Origin of the sequence: Solwaraspora sp. WMMB762 (assembly GCF_049179115.1) — a bacterium.
Lineage (GTDB): Bacteria > Actinomycetota > Actinomycetes > Mycobacteriales > Micromonosporaceae > Micromonospora_E.
On the sequence record NZ_JBMHMD010000001.1, the window covers coordinates 5,497,865 to 5,514,474 of the forward strand.

Consider the following 16,610-nt stretch of genomic DNA (forward strand, 5'->3'; position numbering starts at 1 on the left):
GGGCGGTGTCGGATGTGCGCGTGAAGGTGGACGTCACCCGGTACGCGTCGACGCAGACGGTGTTGCTGCAGCCGGGTCCGGCGGCGCGGTTCCTCGGCGGCCTGAACCAGGCGACGCGGCTGCTGCACGCGTTCACCCGCCCGACGGAACGGGTGGAGGGGTTGGCGTACCGGCGGGCGGCGCAGTTGGAGCCGGGGATGCGGGTGCTGCTGTTCGGCGGCGTGGTCCTGGTCGTCGACACCGACGAGGTGCCGGAGTTCCCGACGGCGGCGCTGTTGTCGGTGCGGCAGGAGTCCGGCGGCGCGGTCTACACGGTGCTGGTGCCGGCCGATATGGAGCCGCTGGTGATCGGCCCATGACCCAAAGGATCAGCCGCAGGGTGGTGCGGGGCGGGGTGTGGGCTGACCGTGCGGGAGCGCCGACCACCTGGCAGACGTATGAACGTCTAGGGGGTAGCGTTGCTGGCGTGACGGCCAAGGACTGGCGACCCCGGTATCTGCAACTCGCTGAGCAGTTGCGGGGTCAGATCCTGTCCGGGGAGATGCCGCCGGGCACGTTGATGCCGTCGGAAACCGAGTTGGCCGAATCGTCGGGCCTGTCGCGCACGAGTGTCCGTAACGCGATCCGGCAGCTGCGGGAATGGGGCCTGGTCCGCGCAGAACAAGGGCGGGGCACCTACGTACGGGCTCCGCGTCAGCGGGTGCGGCGGCGCAACACGGAGCGCTACCAGTGGGAGAAGGACCGCGTCCTACTCCCCGACGCGGAACGGCGGGCGACGGGCGGCACAGAGCATGACACCGGGCTGACGGTCGATGATCTGAAGTTCCACGCCGAGTACACCCGCGTCCCGGCCGATGCCGAGATGGCGGCCGCGTTCGGCCTGGAACCGGGTACGGAGTTGCTGCGGCGGGTGTACTGGACCACGACGCGCACGGAGTCGGCTCCGTTGTCGGTGTCGTACTCGTTCCTGCCGGTGGCGTTGATCGCCGGGAACCCGGACCTGCTCGACGCGGCGAACGAGCCGTGGCCGGGCGGTACGCAGCATCAGCTGTACACGGTCGGGATCGAACTGGACCGGATCGTCGACGAGATCAGGGCGCGGCCTCCGTCGCCGGATGAGGCCGAACTCCTCGACATCGATCCGGGCGTGTCCGTGCTGACCGTGCGGAAAACGTCGGTGGACATCGGTGAGCGGGTGGTGGAGGTCGCTGACGTCGTCATGCCCGGCGACCGCACCGAGCTCGTGTACTCGAACACGCTGACGCGGTGGCCTGCTTGACCCAGGTCGTTTCGGTCATCACCCCGGTGCACCCGCCGAGCATCGGCTATCTCGCCGACGCCTACGCCTCCCTGGTCGCCCAGGACATGCCGGACGGCTGGGGGTGGCGGTGGCTGGTCCAGGAGGACGGGCGCACCGGGGCTGTGGCCGACGCGTTGCCCGACGACCCGCGTATCTCCGTCGGTGTCGGCCGACCCGGCGGCCCCGGTGTCGCCCGGACCCTCGCGATGGACCGGGTCGACGGGCCGTTGGTGAAGGTCCTCGACGCCGACGACCAGCTCACCCCCGGTGTCCTCGCCCGGGACATCGCCGCCCTGACCGCGCACCCGTCGATCGGGTGGTCGACGTCGCGGGTGCTGGATCTGCTGCCGGACGGGTCAACGGTCGGCTTCGACTCCGACCCGCCCGCCGGGCCGATCGCCTGCGGTGACGTGCACGCGTTCTGGCTCGCCAACAACTACCGGGCACCGGTGCATCCGGCGACGCTGTGTCTGCGGACGGATGTGCTGTTCGCCCTGGGCGGCTGGATGGCCCTGCCCGCGTCCGAGGACACCGGCCTGCTCCTGGCCGCGAGCACCATCACCGGCGGCTTCTTCCACGCCGAAACCGGCCTGCTGTATCGCAAGTGGCCCGGTCAGGTCACCAGCCAGGCCGCGCACCGCGAACCCGGCGAACACGCGACCCGGATGCGGATCATCGACACCCGCGTCAGAGCGCTGGCCAAGCTGAACACCACGGTCACCCTGCCCTAACCCGGCGCTCGTCCCGCCCCGCCTAGTCCACACCGACCGGCGGGGCTTTTCGCGTGCCCGTCGACGTCCGTCGACCCGGTAGCCGGTCTGGGCGGGGTTGCGGGGCTGTCCGCAAGGGTCATTCGGGGTATACCGGACCACTTTCCGAGACTCGTTGACATGTCTGCCAAGTAGTCCCTACCTTTGGTCCTGCCGGTTGGCAGACGTTACTACAAGTTGGGAGTTGCAGAGATGGCTCTGCGAGGCGGAACGAGGTTCTCGGTCCGGTGTTCGGACGTGTTCCCGGCGGGGTGCGCGTTGGTGCCCGAGTCGCTGGGTGAGGTCGAGGACTACGACGAGAAGACGGGTCGGCGGTCGCCGGCGAAAGACAAGCTGACGGGCCAGCGGGTGTGGCAGGTCCGGGTGATGGACCTCGACCCGGAGTTGGGCAAGCGGTCGCGGGAAACCACGGTCAAGATCTCGGCCGACCACCAGCCGGTCCCGCCGACCGGCACGCCGTTCGAGGCGGTGGAGTTCGACGACATGACGGTCACGCCGTACGTGGCGTCCAACGGACGGATGGCGTACTCGCTGCGGGCGTCGGGGATGCGCGCCCCGGCCGGCGCGGCCTCCAACGGTAAGGCGCGCGCCGCTGCGGGTTCCGGCTCGTAGCACTCGGTTCGGGGTGGGGCTGTCTGGTCTTGGCGGACGGCAGCCCCACCCCTGGTGTCTCCCCCCACTCCTCTTTCTCAGATTCGGTGAGGTTCCGACGTGTCCCAGGTTAAGCGCGCCCAAAATCGGGCGCGGATCCGCTGCGCCGACTGCAAGAACATGTTCACCCCCACCCCGACCGACGACGCCCAGGGCGACACCGACAACGCCACCAACGCCGTGACCGTCGGCGGTGATGCGGCCCGGTGTGGGCTGTGCGCGGGTCAGCTGGTGTTGCCGTTCCCAAGGTTGCGCGACGCTCGCGGCCGTTTCCTCCCGGTCGTCGGTGGTGGCCGGTGATGGGGCGTCCGCGTGGTGAGGTCGTCACCACCGTCTCCGGTGATCTGCTCGTCGTCCGGCCCCGCCGGCTGCGGCTGCCCTGGTGGGCGGTCCTTCTCGGCCTGCTCGCGCGGTGGACCGGTCGGGGCCTGTGGTGGTGCCTCAAGCACCCCCGCATCCTCACCGTCTCGGTGATCACGGTCGCCGTGTACCTCGACTACGGCGTGCCCGGTCTGGTGACTCCGGTCGTGTTGGCGGGGTTGGGGTCGGCGTTGTGGCGGTGGCGGCACGAATCGTCCTGGTGGGTGTGGTGCGCCGGGCCTGTGCTCGGCCGGTGGCGGCACACGGTCGTGTACCGGCGGGTGTGGCGTGAAGCGATGACCATGTGTGACCTGTCGCGGGTCTACCAGCACCAGACGGTGTTGCCGCAGCTTCTGGCCGTGCACTGTGACCAGGCGTTGGATGTGTTGTCGGTGCGGATGCTGCGCGGGCAGACCCCCGCCGACTTCCAACGTGCCACGGAGCAGTTGGCGTACGCGTTCGGCCGGCGGCACGCCCGCGTCTACACCGAACGCCCCGATGAACTGCCGGTGCGTGGCGGTGGCTGGGTGGGGTGGCTGCTGCGCCAGGCCGACGCCTACCGGTTCCGTGACCGGCCCGACGTCGTCTACATCGTCCTGGTCCGCACCGATGCCCTTCGGAAGACGGTCCCACCGTTCCCGGTGCCGACCGTCCCGGACTTCACCGCGCTCCCGCTGGCCGTGCGGGAAGACCTCCGCACGTGGCACCTGCGGCTGTTGGCGACGCATGTGCTGATCGGTGGGGCGACCCGACGCGGGAAAGGCTCCGTCCTCTGGTCCCTCGTGCGCTCGTTGGCGGGTGGGGTGGCGTCCGGGCTGGTCCGGCTGTGGGTGATCGACCCCAAGGGCGGGATGGAATTCGCGTTCGGCCGGCCGATGTTCGCCCGGTTCGCCTCCACCTCCTTCGACGCCATGGCCGATCTCCTCGATGAGGCGGTCGCCGTGCTGCGGGAGCGGCAGGCACGCCTTGCCGGCACGGTCCGCGTCCACACACCCACCGTCGATGACCCGCTGGTCGTCGTGGTGATCGACGAAATGGCGGCCCTGACCGCGTACCTGCAAGACGTCGAGCTGCGGAAGCGCATCGCCTCCTCGTTGGGGCTGCTGCTGTCCCAGGGTGCCGGCGTCGGTGTCCTCGTGGTGGCCGCGTTGCAGGACCCGCGTAAGGAGGTGCTGCCGTTCCGGGACCTGTTCCCCACCCGGATCGCGCTCGGTCTGACCGAGGCGTCGCAGGTCGACATGGTGTTGGGCGACGGCGCACGCAACCGGGGCGCGTTGGCGGATCAGATGCCGTCGTGGGCCAAAGGCGTCGGCTACGTCCTGCTGGACGGCACACCCGACCCGGTCCGGGTCCGGTTCTCCTACCTCACCGACACCGACATCAAAACCATGGCCGAAGAGTTCCCGGCGCCGGTGGCCGCTGCGGACATCCTCGCCCAGGTCGGCCGGGAAACCATCCCCGAACCTGACCCGTCTCCGACATCGGGTGTGCGGCGGATTCCGTTGTCTCGTAAGCCTTCCGGACCGCTGCTGCCTGACTCACTACTCAACCTGCTGCGCGACAACAACGGCCGGCACGACCAGGGCGACACCGACACCAGCGGCGGCGGTGGTTCCCGGTGACACAGACGTCTACGCCGGGGCGGCGCTTCTACCGGCTGCGGACCCCCACCACCGACGGCGGGCGCGGAACAGCGGTATCTGTCCGGGTCGACACCGACCGGCCCGACCCCTACCCGCTGTATGTCGCCATCGGCTCCGGCCGACGCCGGGTCTACCTGACCCCCGGTGAGGCGTGGGCGCTGTGGCGCTGCCTGTCCGAAGCCGTCGCGTCCCTCGGCGATCCACCCGACCACATCCGCACCACCATCCACCCGACCGGGAGGTAACCCCTGATGCCATCCCTCAACCGCCCCTCCTGGCTCCTGCTGCGGCTGCCGTGGCTGGCCCGACTCCTGCACCGGCCGATCCGCATTACCGCGACCGGCCCGGCCGATCAACTCGCCGCGCTCCTCGCCGGTCTCCGCACCTACCTCAACCTTCGTGGCAGGCCAGGAATGCGGGTCCGCATCGACCTGACCATCACCGACCGGGAGGACACGCCGTGACCTGGCAGCGTGCCGAAACGGTGCTGCGGCTGGTGATCCTGCTCGCCATCGGCTCGATGGCCGGCGCGGCGGCGTTCACCCACGTTCATGACCTGTCCGTCGCTCACGGCCAACCCCACTGGATCGGCTGGGCCAACGCCGTCGCCGTCGAGCTGATGGCTATCTACCTGGGGCTGGAGATCCGGGCTCGGCGTCGGGCGGGTCGACCGGTCGGGTTCGTCGCCGTCCTCCTCGTCGGCTTCGCACTCCTGTCGTTGGCCGCGCAGGTCGCGGAAGCGGAACCGTCCGTGTGGGGCTGGATCGTGGCCGCTGTGCCGTCGCTGGCGTTCCTGGCCCTGGTCAAGGTCGTGCTGTCCAGCGCACCCGCTGTCCCGGCTGTCCCTGCTGGTCCGGCGGCGTCGACTGCGGCGGCCAACCCGACTGGTCCTGCTGGTCCTGCTGATCGGGTGCGCGTCGACCAGGTCCCGACCGACGACACCGACCCGGAACCGGATCACGTCGAGCGGCCTGCGGTCGTCGAACCGGTCCGCGTCGCCGGTCACGCGTCGGTGTTGCCGCCGCTCGGGGTCGTCCAGCCGCGACGGGCAAACGGGATGGTGGTCGGCCGGTGACCGCACCCACCACCCTCCCCGGCCTGGAAGGATCCGCCACGGATCGGCCGACGACCGTCGAACAACAGCCTCGGCCCGGCTCCCGTGCCGCGCGGATGGGCCTGCCCCGGTCGGTTGATGTCCTGCGCGACGTCGCCACCGAATACGGCGTCTGCATCCGCCCGCTCGCCATGCGGCGCACCGACCTCGACACCGGCCGTACCGGGGTCATCGACCTGCCCTGCGGCGCGACCCGTGAGGACAAATGCCCACCGTGTGCGAAGCGGAACCGGCGGCTGCGGCAGGCGCAGATCCGCGACGGCTGGCACCGCGACGACGAACCGTTGCCGCCACCTGCACCGGCGTCGGATGAGCAGAAGGCGCTGATCGTGCTGCGGGCGCACTTCGAGTTCGAACGCGACGCGGCCGTACGGGAAGCCGACTGGAAGCAGGTCACCGACCTCGACGACGCCATCCGCGAAGTAGAAGACGCCATCACCGCCGAAGGACTACGCGGCCGCGTCGCACCACCCCACACCCCGACCACCACCGACGGCGATGGTGTCGACCAGGGCGACGCGCAGGACAACGGCAAACGGCGGAAGCGGTCGACCAGACGGCGCCAGGACGCACCCGACCTACCCCGCCGACCGGTGGAAGCGCGCACCGTCGGCAAGACCTACACCGCACCCGACGGCACCACCTACCGCCCGTCGATGTGGCTCACCCTCACCCTCGACAGCTACGGACCCGTCCGCCCGGACGGCACCCCGGTCAACCCCGACCGCTACGACTACCGCCGTGCCGCCTGGGACGCGGTCCACTTCCCCCGACTCCTCGACCGGTTCTGGCAGAACCTCCGCCGCTGCGAAGGCTGGAACGTCCAGTACGCCGGATGCGTCGAACCCCAACGACGCCTCGCCCCTCACGCGCACTTCGCGATCCGCGGCACCATCCCCCGACAGACGCTGCGGACGGTGGCGGCGGCGACCTATCACCAGGTGTGGTGGCCGTCCGTCGACGTCCAGCACTACGGCGGCGAACACCTGCCCGTCTGGGACGTCGACCAGACGGCCTGGGTCGACCCGCACACCCGTCAACCGCTGACCAGCTGGGCGGAAGCACTCGACGCCGTCGACGCCGACCCGGACGCGGAACCAGTCCACGTGGTCCGCTTCGGCACCCAGGTCGACGCACGCGGCGTCATGCCCGGCACGCAGGATGCGGAACGCACCATCCGCTACATCACGAAGTACATCACCAAACACGCCGCCGACTGCCACACCACCACCAGCGGCCGGCAACGCCAGCATCTCGAACGGTTCTGGCAACAACTGCAGGTCACCCCCTGCACCGACCGGTGCGCGAACTGGCTGCTCTACGGCGTCCAGCCCAAGAACGCCAGTGCGAAGCTGCGGCCCGGACGCTGCCGGGGCAAAGTCCACCAACGCGCCACCCTCGGCATCGGCGGCCGGCGCATCCTCATCTCCCGCGACTGGTCCGGCAAAACCCTCACCGACCACAAACACGACGCGCGCGCCTGGGTCCGGGCACTGCTCGGCGCTACCACCGATCTGGCCGGCGTCGACCAGGCGACCGGCACCGACGGCGCGACCTCGTCCCGGCACGCGTGGGAACTGGCCCGGCCCGACGACCCGGACGTCACACCCCTCGGGCACCGACTCCTGCGCTCCATCTCCGAACGCGCCCGCTGGCGCTCCCAACTCCTCGCCGCGAAGGACCGGGCGGCCCAGGAGACGAGCCACGACCTTTCGGCAACTGGCGGCGGAACGACGACGGACGGGGAGAGACAGTGAATGACGAGCTGCTGACCGTGCCAGAGGTGCTGGCGGAACTGCGGGTTCCTCGCTCTACCTGGTACTACTGGCGGCAGACGGGCAAGGCTCCACGGGTCATCAAGCTGCCCAATGGGGAGCTACGCATCCGGCGCTCGGTCCTCGGGCAGTGGCTCGGCACGCTGGAGTGTGACGCGGCGTGAAGAGCTACGACTTCCAGGTCTGGGGCGTCGGCAAGCGTGCCGACCGGAAGGCCCGGCCGTGGCGGGTGCGGTGGTCCGTCGCCGGTAAGCGGTTCGAAGACACCTTCCGTACCAGGGCGCTCGCGGAGTCGTTCCGGTCGGACCTGGTCAAGGCATCCAACGCGGGGGAGCCCTTCGACACGGAGACCGGGCGTCCCGTCGACCAGATCCGCGAGCGGCTCGGCGTCACCTGGTACGCGCACGCTCGGGCGTACGTCGAAATGAAGTGGCCACGGGCGGCGGCGAAAACGCGGCGGTCGATCGTCGAAGCGCTGACGTCCGTCACGGTGATCTTGACCCGGCCTGCCAAGCGGGGGCGTCCGGCCGATGAACTGCTGCGTGAGGCGCTGTACCTGTACGGGTTCAACCCGCGACGCTGGTCGGACGAGGTGCCCGGCGAGCATGCGGCGGCCCTGGCCTGGCTGGAATCGGCGTCGTTGCCGGTGGTCGAGCTGGACTCGCCGGTGATGGTGCGTCGCGTACTCGACGGGTTGTGCCTGCGGTTGGACGGTAAGCCGGCGGCGGCCGCGACGGTGCAGCGCAAGCGGGCGACGTTCTACAACGCCCTGGGGTACGCGGTGGAGCTGGAACTACTCGACGCCAACCCGGTCGACCGGGTGCAGTGGAAGGCACCCGAGGTCGCCCAGTCGATCGACCGTCGGGTGGTCGCCAACCCGGCCCAGGTGGCGGCGCTGCTGGAAGCGGTGAAATCTCTCGGCAACCGGGCTGACCGGGTGGTCGCCTTCTTCGGCTGCCTCTACTACGCGGGCATGCGTCCGGCTGAAGCGGCGGACCTGCGGCGGGCGGACTGCGTGTTGCCGGGTCGGTGCGTCGGCTGCGGCGTGGACCTGGTCGACGCGGTCACCGTCCAGCCGGGCCGGTCCTGCGATCACGAGAAAATCGAGTACGGGTGGGGTCGGGTGACGTTGGCGGGTACCTCGCCGCGCGCTGGGTCGCACTGGACCGATGACGGGCAGCCTCACGAGCGGCGTGGGCTCAAGCATCGGGCGGACAAAGAGACGCGAACCGTCTCGATTCCTCCCCAACAGGTCGAACTGCTCTGCGTGCACCTGCGCCGGTACGGCACGGCGCGCGATGGTCGGCTCTTCCACGGGCTGCACGGCGGGCCGCTGTCTGAGTCGGTGTACGACCGGTGGTGGAAGCTCGCGCGTGAGAAGGCGCTGACAGAGGAACAGGTCGCCTCGCCGCTGGTCCGTCGTCCGTATGACCTTCGTCACGCTGCGGCGTCCCTGTGGCTGAACGCCGGAGTACCGCCGACCGAGGTCGCCCGACGCCTCGGCCACGGGGTCGCGGTCCTGCTCCGGGTATACGCCAACTGCGTCGACGGCGGGGACGACGGCATGAACGACAAGATCGGCGGCGCGCTCGGATGACCTTTACCCGACCTGCCACACTTCCTGTATGGCCAGAGTTCCCCGGCGTAGCCGCGCTGCCCTCCGGGCCATCCTCGCGGCATGCACGACGGGCGCGGCGGCCTCTGCTGGCTTCGCCGAAGCTCCTTCCGGATTCCAGCTCACCATGGGCGGCATCGCCGCTGCGATGGCTGCGGTCATCGCCCTGGGCCATCCGGACCCCCAAAAAATCCCTAGCCAAGTTCGGTGAACTTGGCGGGCTGGCTGGAGTGGCTGGCTCAGGTCAGCTTCCTGCTGGTGGGCAGGCCGGCCACGGTGGGCGAATAGTGGGCGGGACTGCGCCGGTTGGCCCGGCGGGGGAGACGAAGCGCCAGGTCAGCGGCCGGATGAGGGTCGGGATCGTCGGCACACTGTAAATCCGTCGCGAAAGCTACAGAGGTTCGAATCCTCTACCCGCCACCAGGCGCACCAACAGCCCTTGACCTGCACCAACAGGTCAAGGGCTGTTGTCGTACGGGCTCCCGGCGCGTCCCGTCCGGTCCAGCCAGATCCAGCCGTCCCCGGCTTTCCGGGACCAAGGCGCCGGACCCCAACGTGCCTCTGCGGCCTTGATGCCACAGGTGCATCAAGATGCACCTGTGGCATCAAGCCCGACCGGTGCCACCGACCCGGGGTGGTTGCTCTGCGTCAATCGATCGGTGCGTATCGTTGTCGGTGGGTCTCGGAGGTCAACGACGGGCCCGCGTGGTCCGGTCGGTGAAGGCCGGTCGGCAGGGGACCGGTCGGCAGGGGAGAGGTGCGTCAACTGGCCCGCGCGCCGCGCCCGCCGGCGCCGTCGATCCGGACTGGGTAGTGTTCTTGGCCGCAGTACACCGTTTGGGCTGCGATTTCCGAACTGGCGAGTAGCTACCGACACCGAGCCGTGACCGAAAAGGGCGCCATCGAGTGGCCGGCAGGGCTTAGCGTCGAGACCCGGCGACGGTCCGTTGTCGGCTGGCTGATGACTCGGTCAGTTGACCATCTATCCCGAATTTTAGTTGCATAAAAGAGCAACAAATCACTTCCTTCGTTGATTCGTAATAAATCCGGCATGTCGGTCATGATATTGGCCCAGTCGCGTCGCTGAGTGCGGGGTTTGCCTAGTGTCCGTGGCCGCCAATCCTCTTCGCGGCGTCACCGGCTGTCGCCGAGCCGGATCGCCCAGCCTGAGCAGCAGCGGGACGAAAGCCGCAGGGCAAAGCCGCCGCTAAGGTTCTCCTCGTCCGATTGGCTAGGATGGGCGGTGCCGAAGGTGCAGGCCGGCCGCGTCAACCTACCGTTGGTGCGGTCCGGTGTGGCACCATCAGGACTCTGCCCCTCATTCGCGTAACTCATTCGCCTCCTTGGACGGGAGTCTGTAACATGCGTGGACACACGATGGGCCGCCGGCTCGGCAGGGTCGTCGCGGTCGCCGCACTCGGGATTGCTGTCTCGTTCACCGCTGGGACCGCCGCCCAGGCTGCCCAAGCCTGGGTTACGGTCGGTGACGAAGTGCCTGTGGTTTCCCCGGTGGACAAGTACGGCTTCGACGCCACGGTGGATTCGCAGGTCTCGCTCTACGACTTCAGCTGGACCTGATCGCCGCATCCGACACCAAGGGGATCGAGTGCCAAGGCCACAGGCGATCTCACGGCATTCTTCCGGGCGGGCGTGGTTCGTAACCGGGCCACTCGCTCTGATAGCCGTACTCATCTCTGTGGCCTTGGCCATCAACCACCCCAATCCCACCGGAGATTGGCTGCTCGGTCTGCTGTTCTTCGGCCTGTTCCTGGCCGCACACGCGGCAATCCTGTTGTTCGAGGTACGCCGACAGTCGTTCACCCTGAACATGGGCGAGATCCCGTTTCTGCTGGGTCTGTTTTTCCTGCCGCCACTCACCCTGATCATCGGCCGGGTGCTGGCCGCCGTACTCGGTCATCTGAGCCTGCGGCAACCACCCGTCAAGTTGTGGTTCAACGTCGCGAACGTGGCCGCCGGCACGTCCATCGCCACCGCGATGGTCGTCAACGCAGACGTGCTCGACGCCGCCGAGCCGCGTACCTGGCTGACCCTGGTCGGGGCGATGATCGCCTGCCAGATCATCACCCTGGTCGCCGTGCTCGTGGTGATCACCCTGGCCCAGGGCCGGTTGTCCACCAAGGAGCTCACCACCACGACCGTCCCCGCCCTGGTCGTCGCCTCCATCAACATCACCTTCGGGCTGGTGGTGCTGATCCTGCTGGCGCAGAGCGACTGGGCGCTGATCCTGCTGGTCGCGCTGATCACCTTCTTCGTGCTCGCCTACCGGTCGTACGCGAAATCACTGCGGCAGAACCGCACGCTCTCTCAGATCTACGCGTTGACCCGGGCGATCGCCGACACCCCGCACGACGGGACGATCATCGACATACTGCTCAAGCGGGTCCGGGAGGTGCTGCAATCCGAGTACGCCACGCTCTGGCTGCCGAAACAGGGGCGGTATCCCGAGGTGCTGCTGTCGGCGACGGCCGACGGGCAAGGGCTGGTCGACACGGTCGGCGCTCCGGAATCGATCCGTGAACACGTCTTTGAAACCGGGAGTTCCCTGGCCGTCGGGGCGAAATTCGGCGACAGCCCGTTCGACACGGCACTTCGTGAATGGGGCACGAAGGACGCCGTCGTGGTGCCGTTGCGTGCCGGCTCGCTGGTGATCGGCTGCCTGGAGGTGTCCGGCCGGCTCGGGGACATCTCCCACTTCGGACCCGGTGACCTGCGGCTACTGGAAGCTATCGCCGTGCACGCCGCAGTCGCCGTGGAGAACTCGCGCCTGGTCGATCGGCTGCGCTTCGACGCGGCCCACGACGGCTTGACCCGGCTGGCCAACCGTCGCAGGCTGACCGCCGCACTCGACGAGTCGGTGGCCATCCGGACCCCGGGTGAGGTGGTCGCGGTGCTGCTCTTCGACGTCGCCGGGCTGCGGCAGGTCAACGAGTCGCTCGGCCACGCGGCCGGGGACAAGGTCCTGGCCGAGGTCGCCCGGCGGCTACGGGCCAGGGCCCCGTCGGCCGCGCTGGTCGGCCGCAGCGGCGGGGACGAGTTCGTGGTCACCCTGCGGATGGAGGCCGCCGAGTACGCCGTACAGCTCGCGGTCGAGCTCCGGGACCAGATCCGCGACCAGATGGTCTTCGGCGCGTTGACCCTGGACGTCGACACCGTGGCCGGTGTCGCGGTGCACCCCGACCACGGCAGCGACGCCGCGACGCTGCTGCAGCGGGCGGACCTGGCCGCGACGGCGGCGAAGTCGGTGCCCGGCGGCGTCCAGCTGTTCAACCCGGCGTTGGAGTCCCGTTCGGTACGCCGCCTCGGTCTCGCCGGTGACCTGCGGGTCGCGCTCGACGAGACGCAGCTGGAGGTCTACTACCAGCCGAAGGTGACGCTGCACGGCCGCCGGCTGGTCGGGGTCGAGTGTCTGACCCGGTGGGAGCATCCGACCCACGGTTCGGTCTCGCCGGAGGACTTCGTCGCGGTCGCCGAACACACCGGTCAGCTCGGTCGGCTGACCGAGTTCGTGCTGCGCGAAGGGCTGCGCCGCAGCCGGGAGTGGAATGTCGGTCAACAGCCGTTGCCGGTGGCCGTCAACCTGTCCGCCCGTACCCTGACCGATCCGGAGTTTCCCGAGCTGGTCCGGACCCTGCTGGACGAGGCACAGGTCGCTCCGGAGCTGCTCACCCTGGAGATCGCCGAGGCCGGTGTGCTGGATGGTACGGACCGGCCGATGCCGACCCTGCGGCGGCTGCGCGACCTGGGGGTGCGGCTGTCCGTCGACGATTTCGGCACCGGCTACACCTCGCTGGCGCACCTGCGCCGGCTGCCGGTGCACGAGGTGAAGGTCGACCGGTCGTTCGTGCAGGGGATGGCGACCGACCCGGGGGACCTGGCGATCGTCAACGCGGTCGTGACGCTGTCCCAGCAGTTCGGCCTGACCGTGGTGGCCGAAGGGGTGGAAAGCGAGTTGACCCTGGAGCTGCTGCAGGACATCGGCTGCCAGGTCGGGCAGGGCTTCCTGTTCAGCCGTCCGTTGCCGTACGAGCGGCTGGCCGCCTGGTACGAGGCCCAGGCCGACCCGGAGAGCCTGCAGTCCAGCGAGGTTCGCCGGCTGCGGGCCGTGCCCTGAACGCCGACCGGCAGCGCCTGAGCCCCGACCGGCAGCGCCTGATTCGCGACGGGCAGGGCCTCTGACCTGCGGCGGCGTGGCCGGGCCAAGCTGATTTCACCTCGCGGGGCGGGCCGTGTACTCTTACCCGTGCACATCCGCCCAGGCGGGTGGGTGTTCGGCCCCCTTAGCTCAGTCGGCAGAGCGTCTCCATGGTAAGGAGAAGGTCTACGGTTCGATTCCGTAAGGGGGCTCAGAGGGTTCCACTGGACCCGTCACGGCGGTGTAGCTCAGGTGGTAGAGCAAACGGCTCATAATCGTTGTGTCGCCGGTTCAAGTCCGGCCACCGCTACGGTCGGCTTCGTGGGTGAGGCCGGTGGTACGAAGTACGGGTGGGCGCCGCAGGCGCCCGCTTTGCATGTCCGCGCTGCCGCAGGCTACGCTGGCACGCTGTAGTTGTTCCGATAGCGAGGAAGGCACCCCGCCGTGGCCAAGGCGACCGACGTCCGTCCAAAGATCACTTTGGCGTGTGTGGAGTGCAAGGAGCGCAACTACATCACGCGGAAGAACCGCCGGAACGACCCGGACCGCATCGAGCTGAAGAAGTTCTGCCCCCGGGACGGCAAGCACACGCTGCATCGCGAGACCCGCTGACCATCGCCGTTCCGGGCGGCCCGCACGTCGTCCGGGTACCGGCCAGCGGGTAGGTTGCTGCGCATGCCCATGGATCCGTCCTTAGTCGGTCGCAGTTACCCGCCCGGCGGTACGTACCTGGTGGGGCGGGAGAAGATCCGCGAGTTCGCCGCCGCCATCGGGGCCAGCGATGCCGTCCACCACGATCCGGATGCCGCCCGCAAAGCGGGCTATCCGGACGTGGTCGCGCCACCGACCTTCCCGGTGGCGGTCACCATGTCCTCGTCCGAGCGGGTGATCTCCGATCCCGATCTCGCGATCGACTACAGCCGGGTCGTGCACGGCGACCAGCGGTTCCGGTACGTCCGCCCGGCGGTCGCCGGCGACGAACTGGTGTGCACCGACACCATCGAGGAGATCATGTCCCGGGGCGGACATGACTTTCTGACCGTCCGTACCGAGGTCGCCGCTGCGGCGACCGGTGAACCGGTGGTCACCGTCTGGATGAAGCTGGTCGTCCGGGGGGAGGACTGAGATGGAGCTGACTCCGCAACGGTTCCGGGTCACCCGGGCCGACCTCGTCCGCTACGCCGGAGCCTCCGGTGACTTCAACCCCATCCACTGGAGCGACCGGTTCGCCACCGGGGTCGGCCTGCCAGGTGTCATCGCCCACGGCATGCTCACCATGGCGTTGGCCGGGCGCGCGGTGACGCAGTGGGCCGGATCGGCGGACGCGGTGGTCGAGTACTCGGTCCGGTTCACCCGCCCGGTCGTGGTCCCGGACGACGACGAAGGCACCGAGATCGAGGTGACCGGGGTGGTCAAGGGCACCACCGAGGACGGGTTGACCCGGATCGACGTCACGGCCGTCTGCGGCGGCGAGAAGGTGCTCAGCCAGGCCCGGGCACTGGTTCGTACCTCGCGCTGACGGCCGGTGGTACCGGCCCGGGTACGCGCGGTGCCGGTACCGGTTGGGAAAGTGGTGGCTCTACCCGTACACTGGTCCGCCGTGGGGCCTGTGACCCCTGTTCAGTCCTGCGTGGCCCTGCGCCTCGCGGGGTTGGGTGGGGTTGCCGACCCGCACAGGGGTGTAGCTCAATTGGCAGAGCAGCGGTCTCCAAAACCGCAGGCTGCAGGTTCAAGTCCTGTCACCCCTGCGCCCAAGGCCTGACCGACCCGGTGGGTCGGCTGCCGTCCCCGTTGGCGGCCGTCCCGCAAGGGGAATGGCCGACGTGCACGACGCAGCGCGTCTGACCTGGCGCGCGACCCGATCACCCCGACGGAGGGCGAGATGGCCGAGAGGAACCGGCGTGGCGATGACGCCGCGGACGACCGCCCCGAGGACGAGTCGATCGACGAGACGTCGGTCGAGGACGAGGTCGACGACGACGAGCCGGCGGCACGGGGTGGCACGGCCACCCGGAGCAAGGCCAAGGCGGAGTCGTCGGAGGGACGACCGAAGGCGAAGTCCGAGGCCGGGGTGGGGTTTTTCGGGCGGATCATCCGGTTCGTCCGCGAAGTGGTCGCCGAACTGCGTAAGGTCATCTGGCCGACTCGTAAGGAGTTGCTGACCTACACCGCCGTGGTGGTCGTGTTCATCGCGGTCATGCTGACCATCGTGGCCGGGCTGGACTTCGTGTTCGCCAAGGGTGTGCTGTGGGTATTCGGCAACCCCAGCTGATTTTGTGACGGAAGTGAGCAAGCGTGCCTGAGTACGACGAGACCGCCGGCGTCACCGACGACCAGTCGACGGTGGCCACGGCGGCGGCTGATGAGTCGGTTGAGGCCGCCAGCGCACCACCGGTCCCCGCTGCCGGGGCGGACGACTCCCCGGCCGACGCCAACGGCTCCGCCGCCGGGCCGGACAGTCCGGACAGTTCAGCGGCCGAGGCCGCCGAACCCGCCGCCGCGGCCGACGACGAGGAGTTCGACCCGGTCGCCGAGCTGCGGCAGAAGCTGCGCTACGCGCCAGGCGACTGGTACGTGGTGCACTCGTACGCCGGCTACGAGAACAAGGTCAAGACCAACCTCGAGACCCGGATCAGCAGCCTCGACATGGAGGAGTACATCTTCCAGGTCGAGGTGCCGACCCGGGAGGAGGTCGAGGTCAAGAACGGCAAGCGGCTCCAGGTGCAGAACAAGGTCTTCCCCGGCTACATCCTGGTCCGGATGGACCTCACCCCGGAGTCGTACTCCTGCGTGCGTAACACCCCGGGCGTCACCGGCTTCGTCGGGGCGACCGACCGGGCCGACCGGCCGGCGCCGTTGTCGCTCAACGAGGTGCTCAAGTGGCTCGTCCCGGCGGTGGCGGCCGAGCCCAAGAAGGCCAAGCCCGAGGTCAAGGTGCTGGACTTCGAGGTCGGCGACTCGGTCACCGTGACCGACGGCGCGTTCGCCTCGTTGCCGGCCACGATCAGCGAGATCAACGCCGACCAGCAGAAGCTGAAGGTGCTGGTGTCGATCTTCGGCCGGGAGACCCCGGTGGAGCTGAACTTCAACCAGGTCGCCAAGATCTGACTCCGGCTCAGCCGGGCCGGCGGTTCTCCGGCGCCTGCGTAACCACTGCTGCACCGACGGCGGCAACCCCAGCTGGGGTTGCCGCCGTCAGCTGCGCTAACCTAGAACGTCGGCCCTGGGC

Annotated in this window: 19 protein-coding genes and 3 tRNA genes; all 22 read left to right on the forward strand. The window is 69.2% G+C overall.

All coding sequences use genetic code 11. The features are described 5' to 3' along the window. The first annotated feature begins 20 nt into the window (after positions 1-20). Positions 21-359 (forward strand): hypothetical protein, encoded by a 339-nt coding sequence (locus ACN27J_RS24530; RefSeq protein ID WP_421369872.1) that lies wholly within the window; start codon positions 21-23, stop codon positions 357-359. A 107-nt stretch (positions 360-466) separates the two neighbouring features. Continuing rightward, positions 467-1,279, forward strand: coding sequence for a GntR family transcriptional regulator (locus ACN27J_RS24535; RefSeq protein ID WP_421369874.1), 813 nt, complete (start codon positions 467-469; stop codon positions 1,277-1,279). Next, positions 1,267-2,031, forward strand: a complete 765-nt coding sequence (locus ACN27J_RS24540) for a glycosyltransferase family 2 protein (RefSeq protein WP_421369876.1) — start codon at positions 1,267-1,269, stop codon at positions 2,029-2,031. Before ACN27J_RS24535 ends, ACN27J_RS24540 begins: the two co-directional genes overlap by 13 nt. Before the next feature lie 231 nt (positions 2,032-2,262). After that, positions 2,263-2,682: a transcriptional regulator gene (locus tag ACN27J_RS24545; protein ID WP_421369878.1), complete on the forward strand. Its 420-nt coding sequence runs from the start codon at positions 2,263-2,265 to the stop codon at positions 2,680-2,682. Positions 2,683-2,781: 99 nt separating this feature from the next. Further along, complete coding sequence (locus tag ACN27J_RS24550; protein WP_421369880.1) at positions 2,782-3,021, forward strand: hypothetical protein; 240 nt, start codon at positions 2,782-2,784, stop codon at positions 3,019-3,021. Next, entirely contained in the window at positions 3,021-4,703 is a 1,683-nt protein-coding gene (locus ACN27J_RS24555) for an FtsK/SpoIIIE domain-containing protein (RefSeq protein WP_421369882.1), read from the forward strand. The genes ACN27J_RS24550 and ACN27J_RS24555 overlap by 1 nt, the downstream gene beginning before the upstream one ends. Then, on the forward strand, positions 4,700-4,969 hold the full coding sequence (locus ACN27J_RS24560) for a hypothetical protein (protein ID WP_123606628.1): 270 nt from the start codon (positions 4,700-4,702) through the stop codon (positions 4,967-4,969). Before ACN27J_RS24555 ends, ACN27J_RS24560 begins: the two co-directional genes overlap by 4 nt. 6 nt (positions 4,970-4,975) lie before the next feature. Beyond that, entirely contained in the window at positions 4,976-5,188 is a 213-nt protein-coding gene (locus ACN27J_RS24565; RefSeq protein WP_421369884.1) for a hypothetical protein, read from the forward strand. After that, entirely contained in the window at positions 5,185-5,799 is a 615-nt protein-coding gene (locus ACN27J_RS24570; protein ID WP_421369886.1) for a DUF2637 domain-containing protein, read from the forward strand. The genes ACN27J_RS24565 and ACN27J_RS24570 overlap by 4 nt, the downstream gene beginning before the upstream one ends. Next, positions 5,796-7,595, forward strand: a complete 1,800-nt coding sequence (locus tag ACN27J_RS24575) for a replication initiator (RefSeq protein WP_421369888.1) — start codon at positions 5,796-5,798, stop codon at positions 7,593-7,595. The genes ACN27J_RS24570 and ACN27J_RS24575 overlap by 4 nt, the downstream gene beginning before the upstream one ends. Then, on the forward strand, positions 7,592-7,777 hold the full coding sequence (locus ACN27J_RS24580) for a helix-turn-helix transcriptional regulator (RefSeq protein ID WP_421369890.1): 186 nt from the start codon (positions 7,592-7,594) through the stop codon (positions 7,775-7,777). The genes ACN27J_RS24575 and ACN27J_RS24580 overlap by 4 nt, the downstream gene beginning before the upstream one ends. Further along, positions 7,774-9,210: a tyrosine-type recombinase/integrase gene (locus tag ACN27J_RS24585; protein ID WP_421369892.1), complete on the forward strand. Its 1,437-nt coding sequence runs from the start codon at positions 7,774-7,776 to the stop codon at positions 9,208-9,210. The genes ACN27J_RS24580 and ACN27J_RS24585 overlap by 4 nt, the downstream gene beginning before the upstream one ends. Before the next feature lie 1,380 nt (positions 9,211-10,590). Further along, a complete protein-coding gene (locus ACN27J_RS24590; RefSeq protein WP_278173652.1) occupies positions 10,591-10,806 on the forward strand; it encodes a hypothetical protein in 216 nt (71 codons plus the stop codon). A gap of 28 nt (positions 10,807-10,834) precedes the next feature. After that, the gene (locus tag ACN27J_RS24595) at positions 10,835-13,360 is read left to right on the forward strand and encodes a putative bifunctional diguanylate cyclase/phosphodiesterase (RefSeq protein WP_421369895.1); all 2,526 of its coding nucleotides are present in this window, start codon (positions 10,835-10,837) and stop codon (positions 13,358-13,360) included. 160 nt (positions 13,361-13,520) lie between these two features. Further along, positions 13,521-13,593 (forward strand) — tRNA-Thr (locus ACN27J_RS24600). A gap of 25 nt (positions 13,594-13,618) precedes the next feature. Then, positions 13,619-13,691 (forward strand) — tRNA-Met (locus ACN27J_RS24605). Positions 13,692-13,825: 134 nt separating this feature from the next. Beyond that, entirely contained in the window at positions 13,826-13,993 is a 168-nt protein-coding gene (gene rpmG, locus ACN27J_RS24610) for a 50S ribosomal protein L33 (RefSeq protein ID WP_046567246.1), read from the forward strand. A 63-nt stretch (positions 13,994-14,056) separates the two neighbouring features. Continuing rightward, positions 14,057-14,506, forward strand: a complete 450-nt coding sequence (locus ACN27J_RS24615; RefSeq protein ID WP_421369897.1) for an FAS1-like dehydratase domain-containing protein — start codon at positions 14,057-14,059, stop codon at positions 14,504-14,506. Position 14,507: 1 nt separating this feature from the next. Further along, entirely contained in the window at positions 14,508-14,900 is a 393-nt protein-coding gene (locus tag ACN27J_RS24620; protein ID WP_278173657.1) for a MaoC family dehydratase, read from the forward strand. 156 nt (positions 14,901-15,056) lie between these two features. After that, positions 15,057-15,129: transfer RNA gene (locus ACN27J_RS24625), tRNA-Trp, on the forward strand. Positions 15,130-15,263: 134 nt separating this feature from the next. Beyond that, positions 15,264-15,653 (forward strand): preprotein translocase subunit SecE, encoded by a 390-nt coding sequence (secE, locus tag ACN27J_RS24630; protein WP_123606162.1) that lies wholly within the window; start codon positions 15,264-15,266, stop codon positions 15,651-15,653. Positions 15,654-15,676: 23 nt separating this feature from the next. After that, positions 15,677-16,489: a transcription termination/antitermination protein NusG gene (gene nusG, locus ACN27J_RS24635; protein ID WP_421369900.1), complete on the forward strand. Its 813-nt coding sequence runs from the start codon at positions 15,677-15,679 to the stop codon at positions 16,487-16,489. Positions 16,490-16,610: the final 121 nt, after the last annotated feature.

Bases quoted from the DNA above. Each gene is read 5' to 3' on its own strand.
- ACN27J_RS24545 (WP_421369878.1), top strand. From the start codon at position 2,263: ATGGCTCTGCGAGGCGGAACGAGGTTCTCGGTCCGGTGTTCGGACGTG.
- secE (WP_123606162.1), top strand. From the start codon at position 15,264: ATGGCCGAGAGGAACCGGCGTGGCGATGACGCCGCGGACGACCGCCCC.
- ACN27J_RS24615 (WP_421369897.1), top strand. From the start codon at position 14,057: ATGCCCATGGATCCGTCCTTAGTCGGTCGCAGTTACCCGCCCGGCGGT.
- ACN27J_RS24565 (WP_421369884.1), top strand. From the start codon at position 4,976: ATGCCATCCCTCAACCGCCCCTCCTGGCTCCTGCTGCGGCTGCCGTGG.
- ACN27J_RS24590 (WP_278173652.1), top strand. From the start codon at position 10,591: ATGCGTGGACACACGATGGGCCGCCGGCTCGGCAGGGTCGTCGCGGTC.
- ACN27J_RS24555 (WP_421369882.1), top strand. From the start codon at position 3,021: ATGGGGCGTCCGCGTGGTGAGGTCGTCACCACCGTCTCCGGTGATCTG.
- ACN27J_RS24620 (WP_278173657.1), top strand. From the start codon at position 14,508: ATGGAGCTGACTCCGCAACGGTTCCGGGTCACCCGGGCCGACCTCGTC.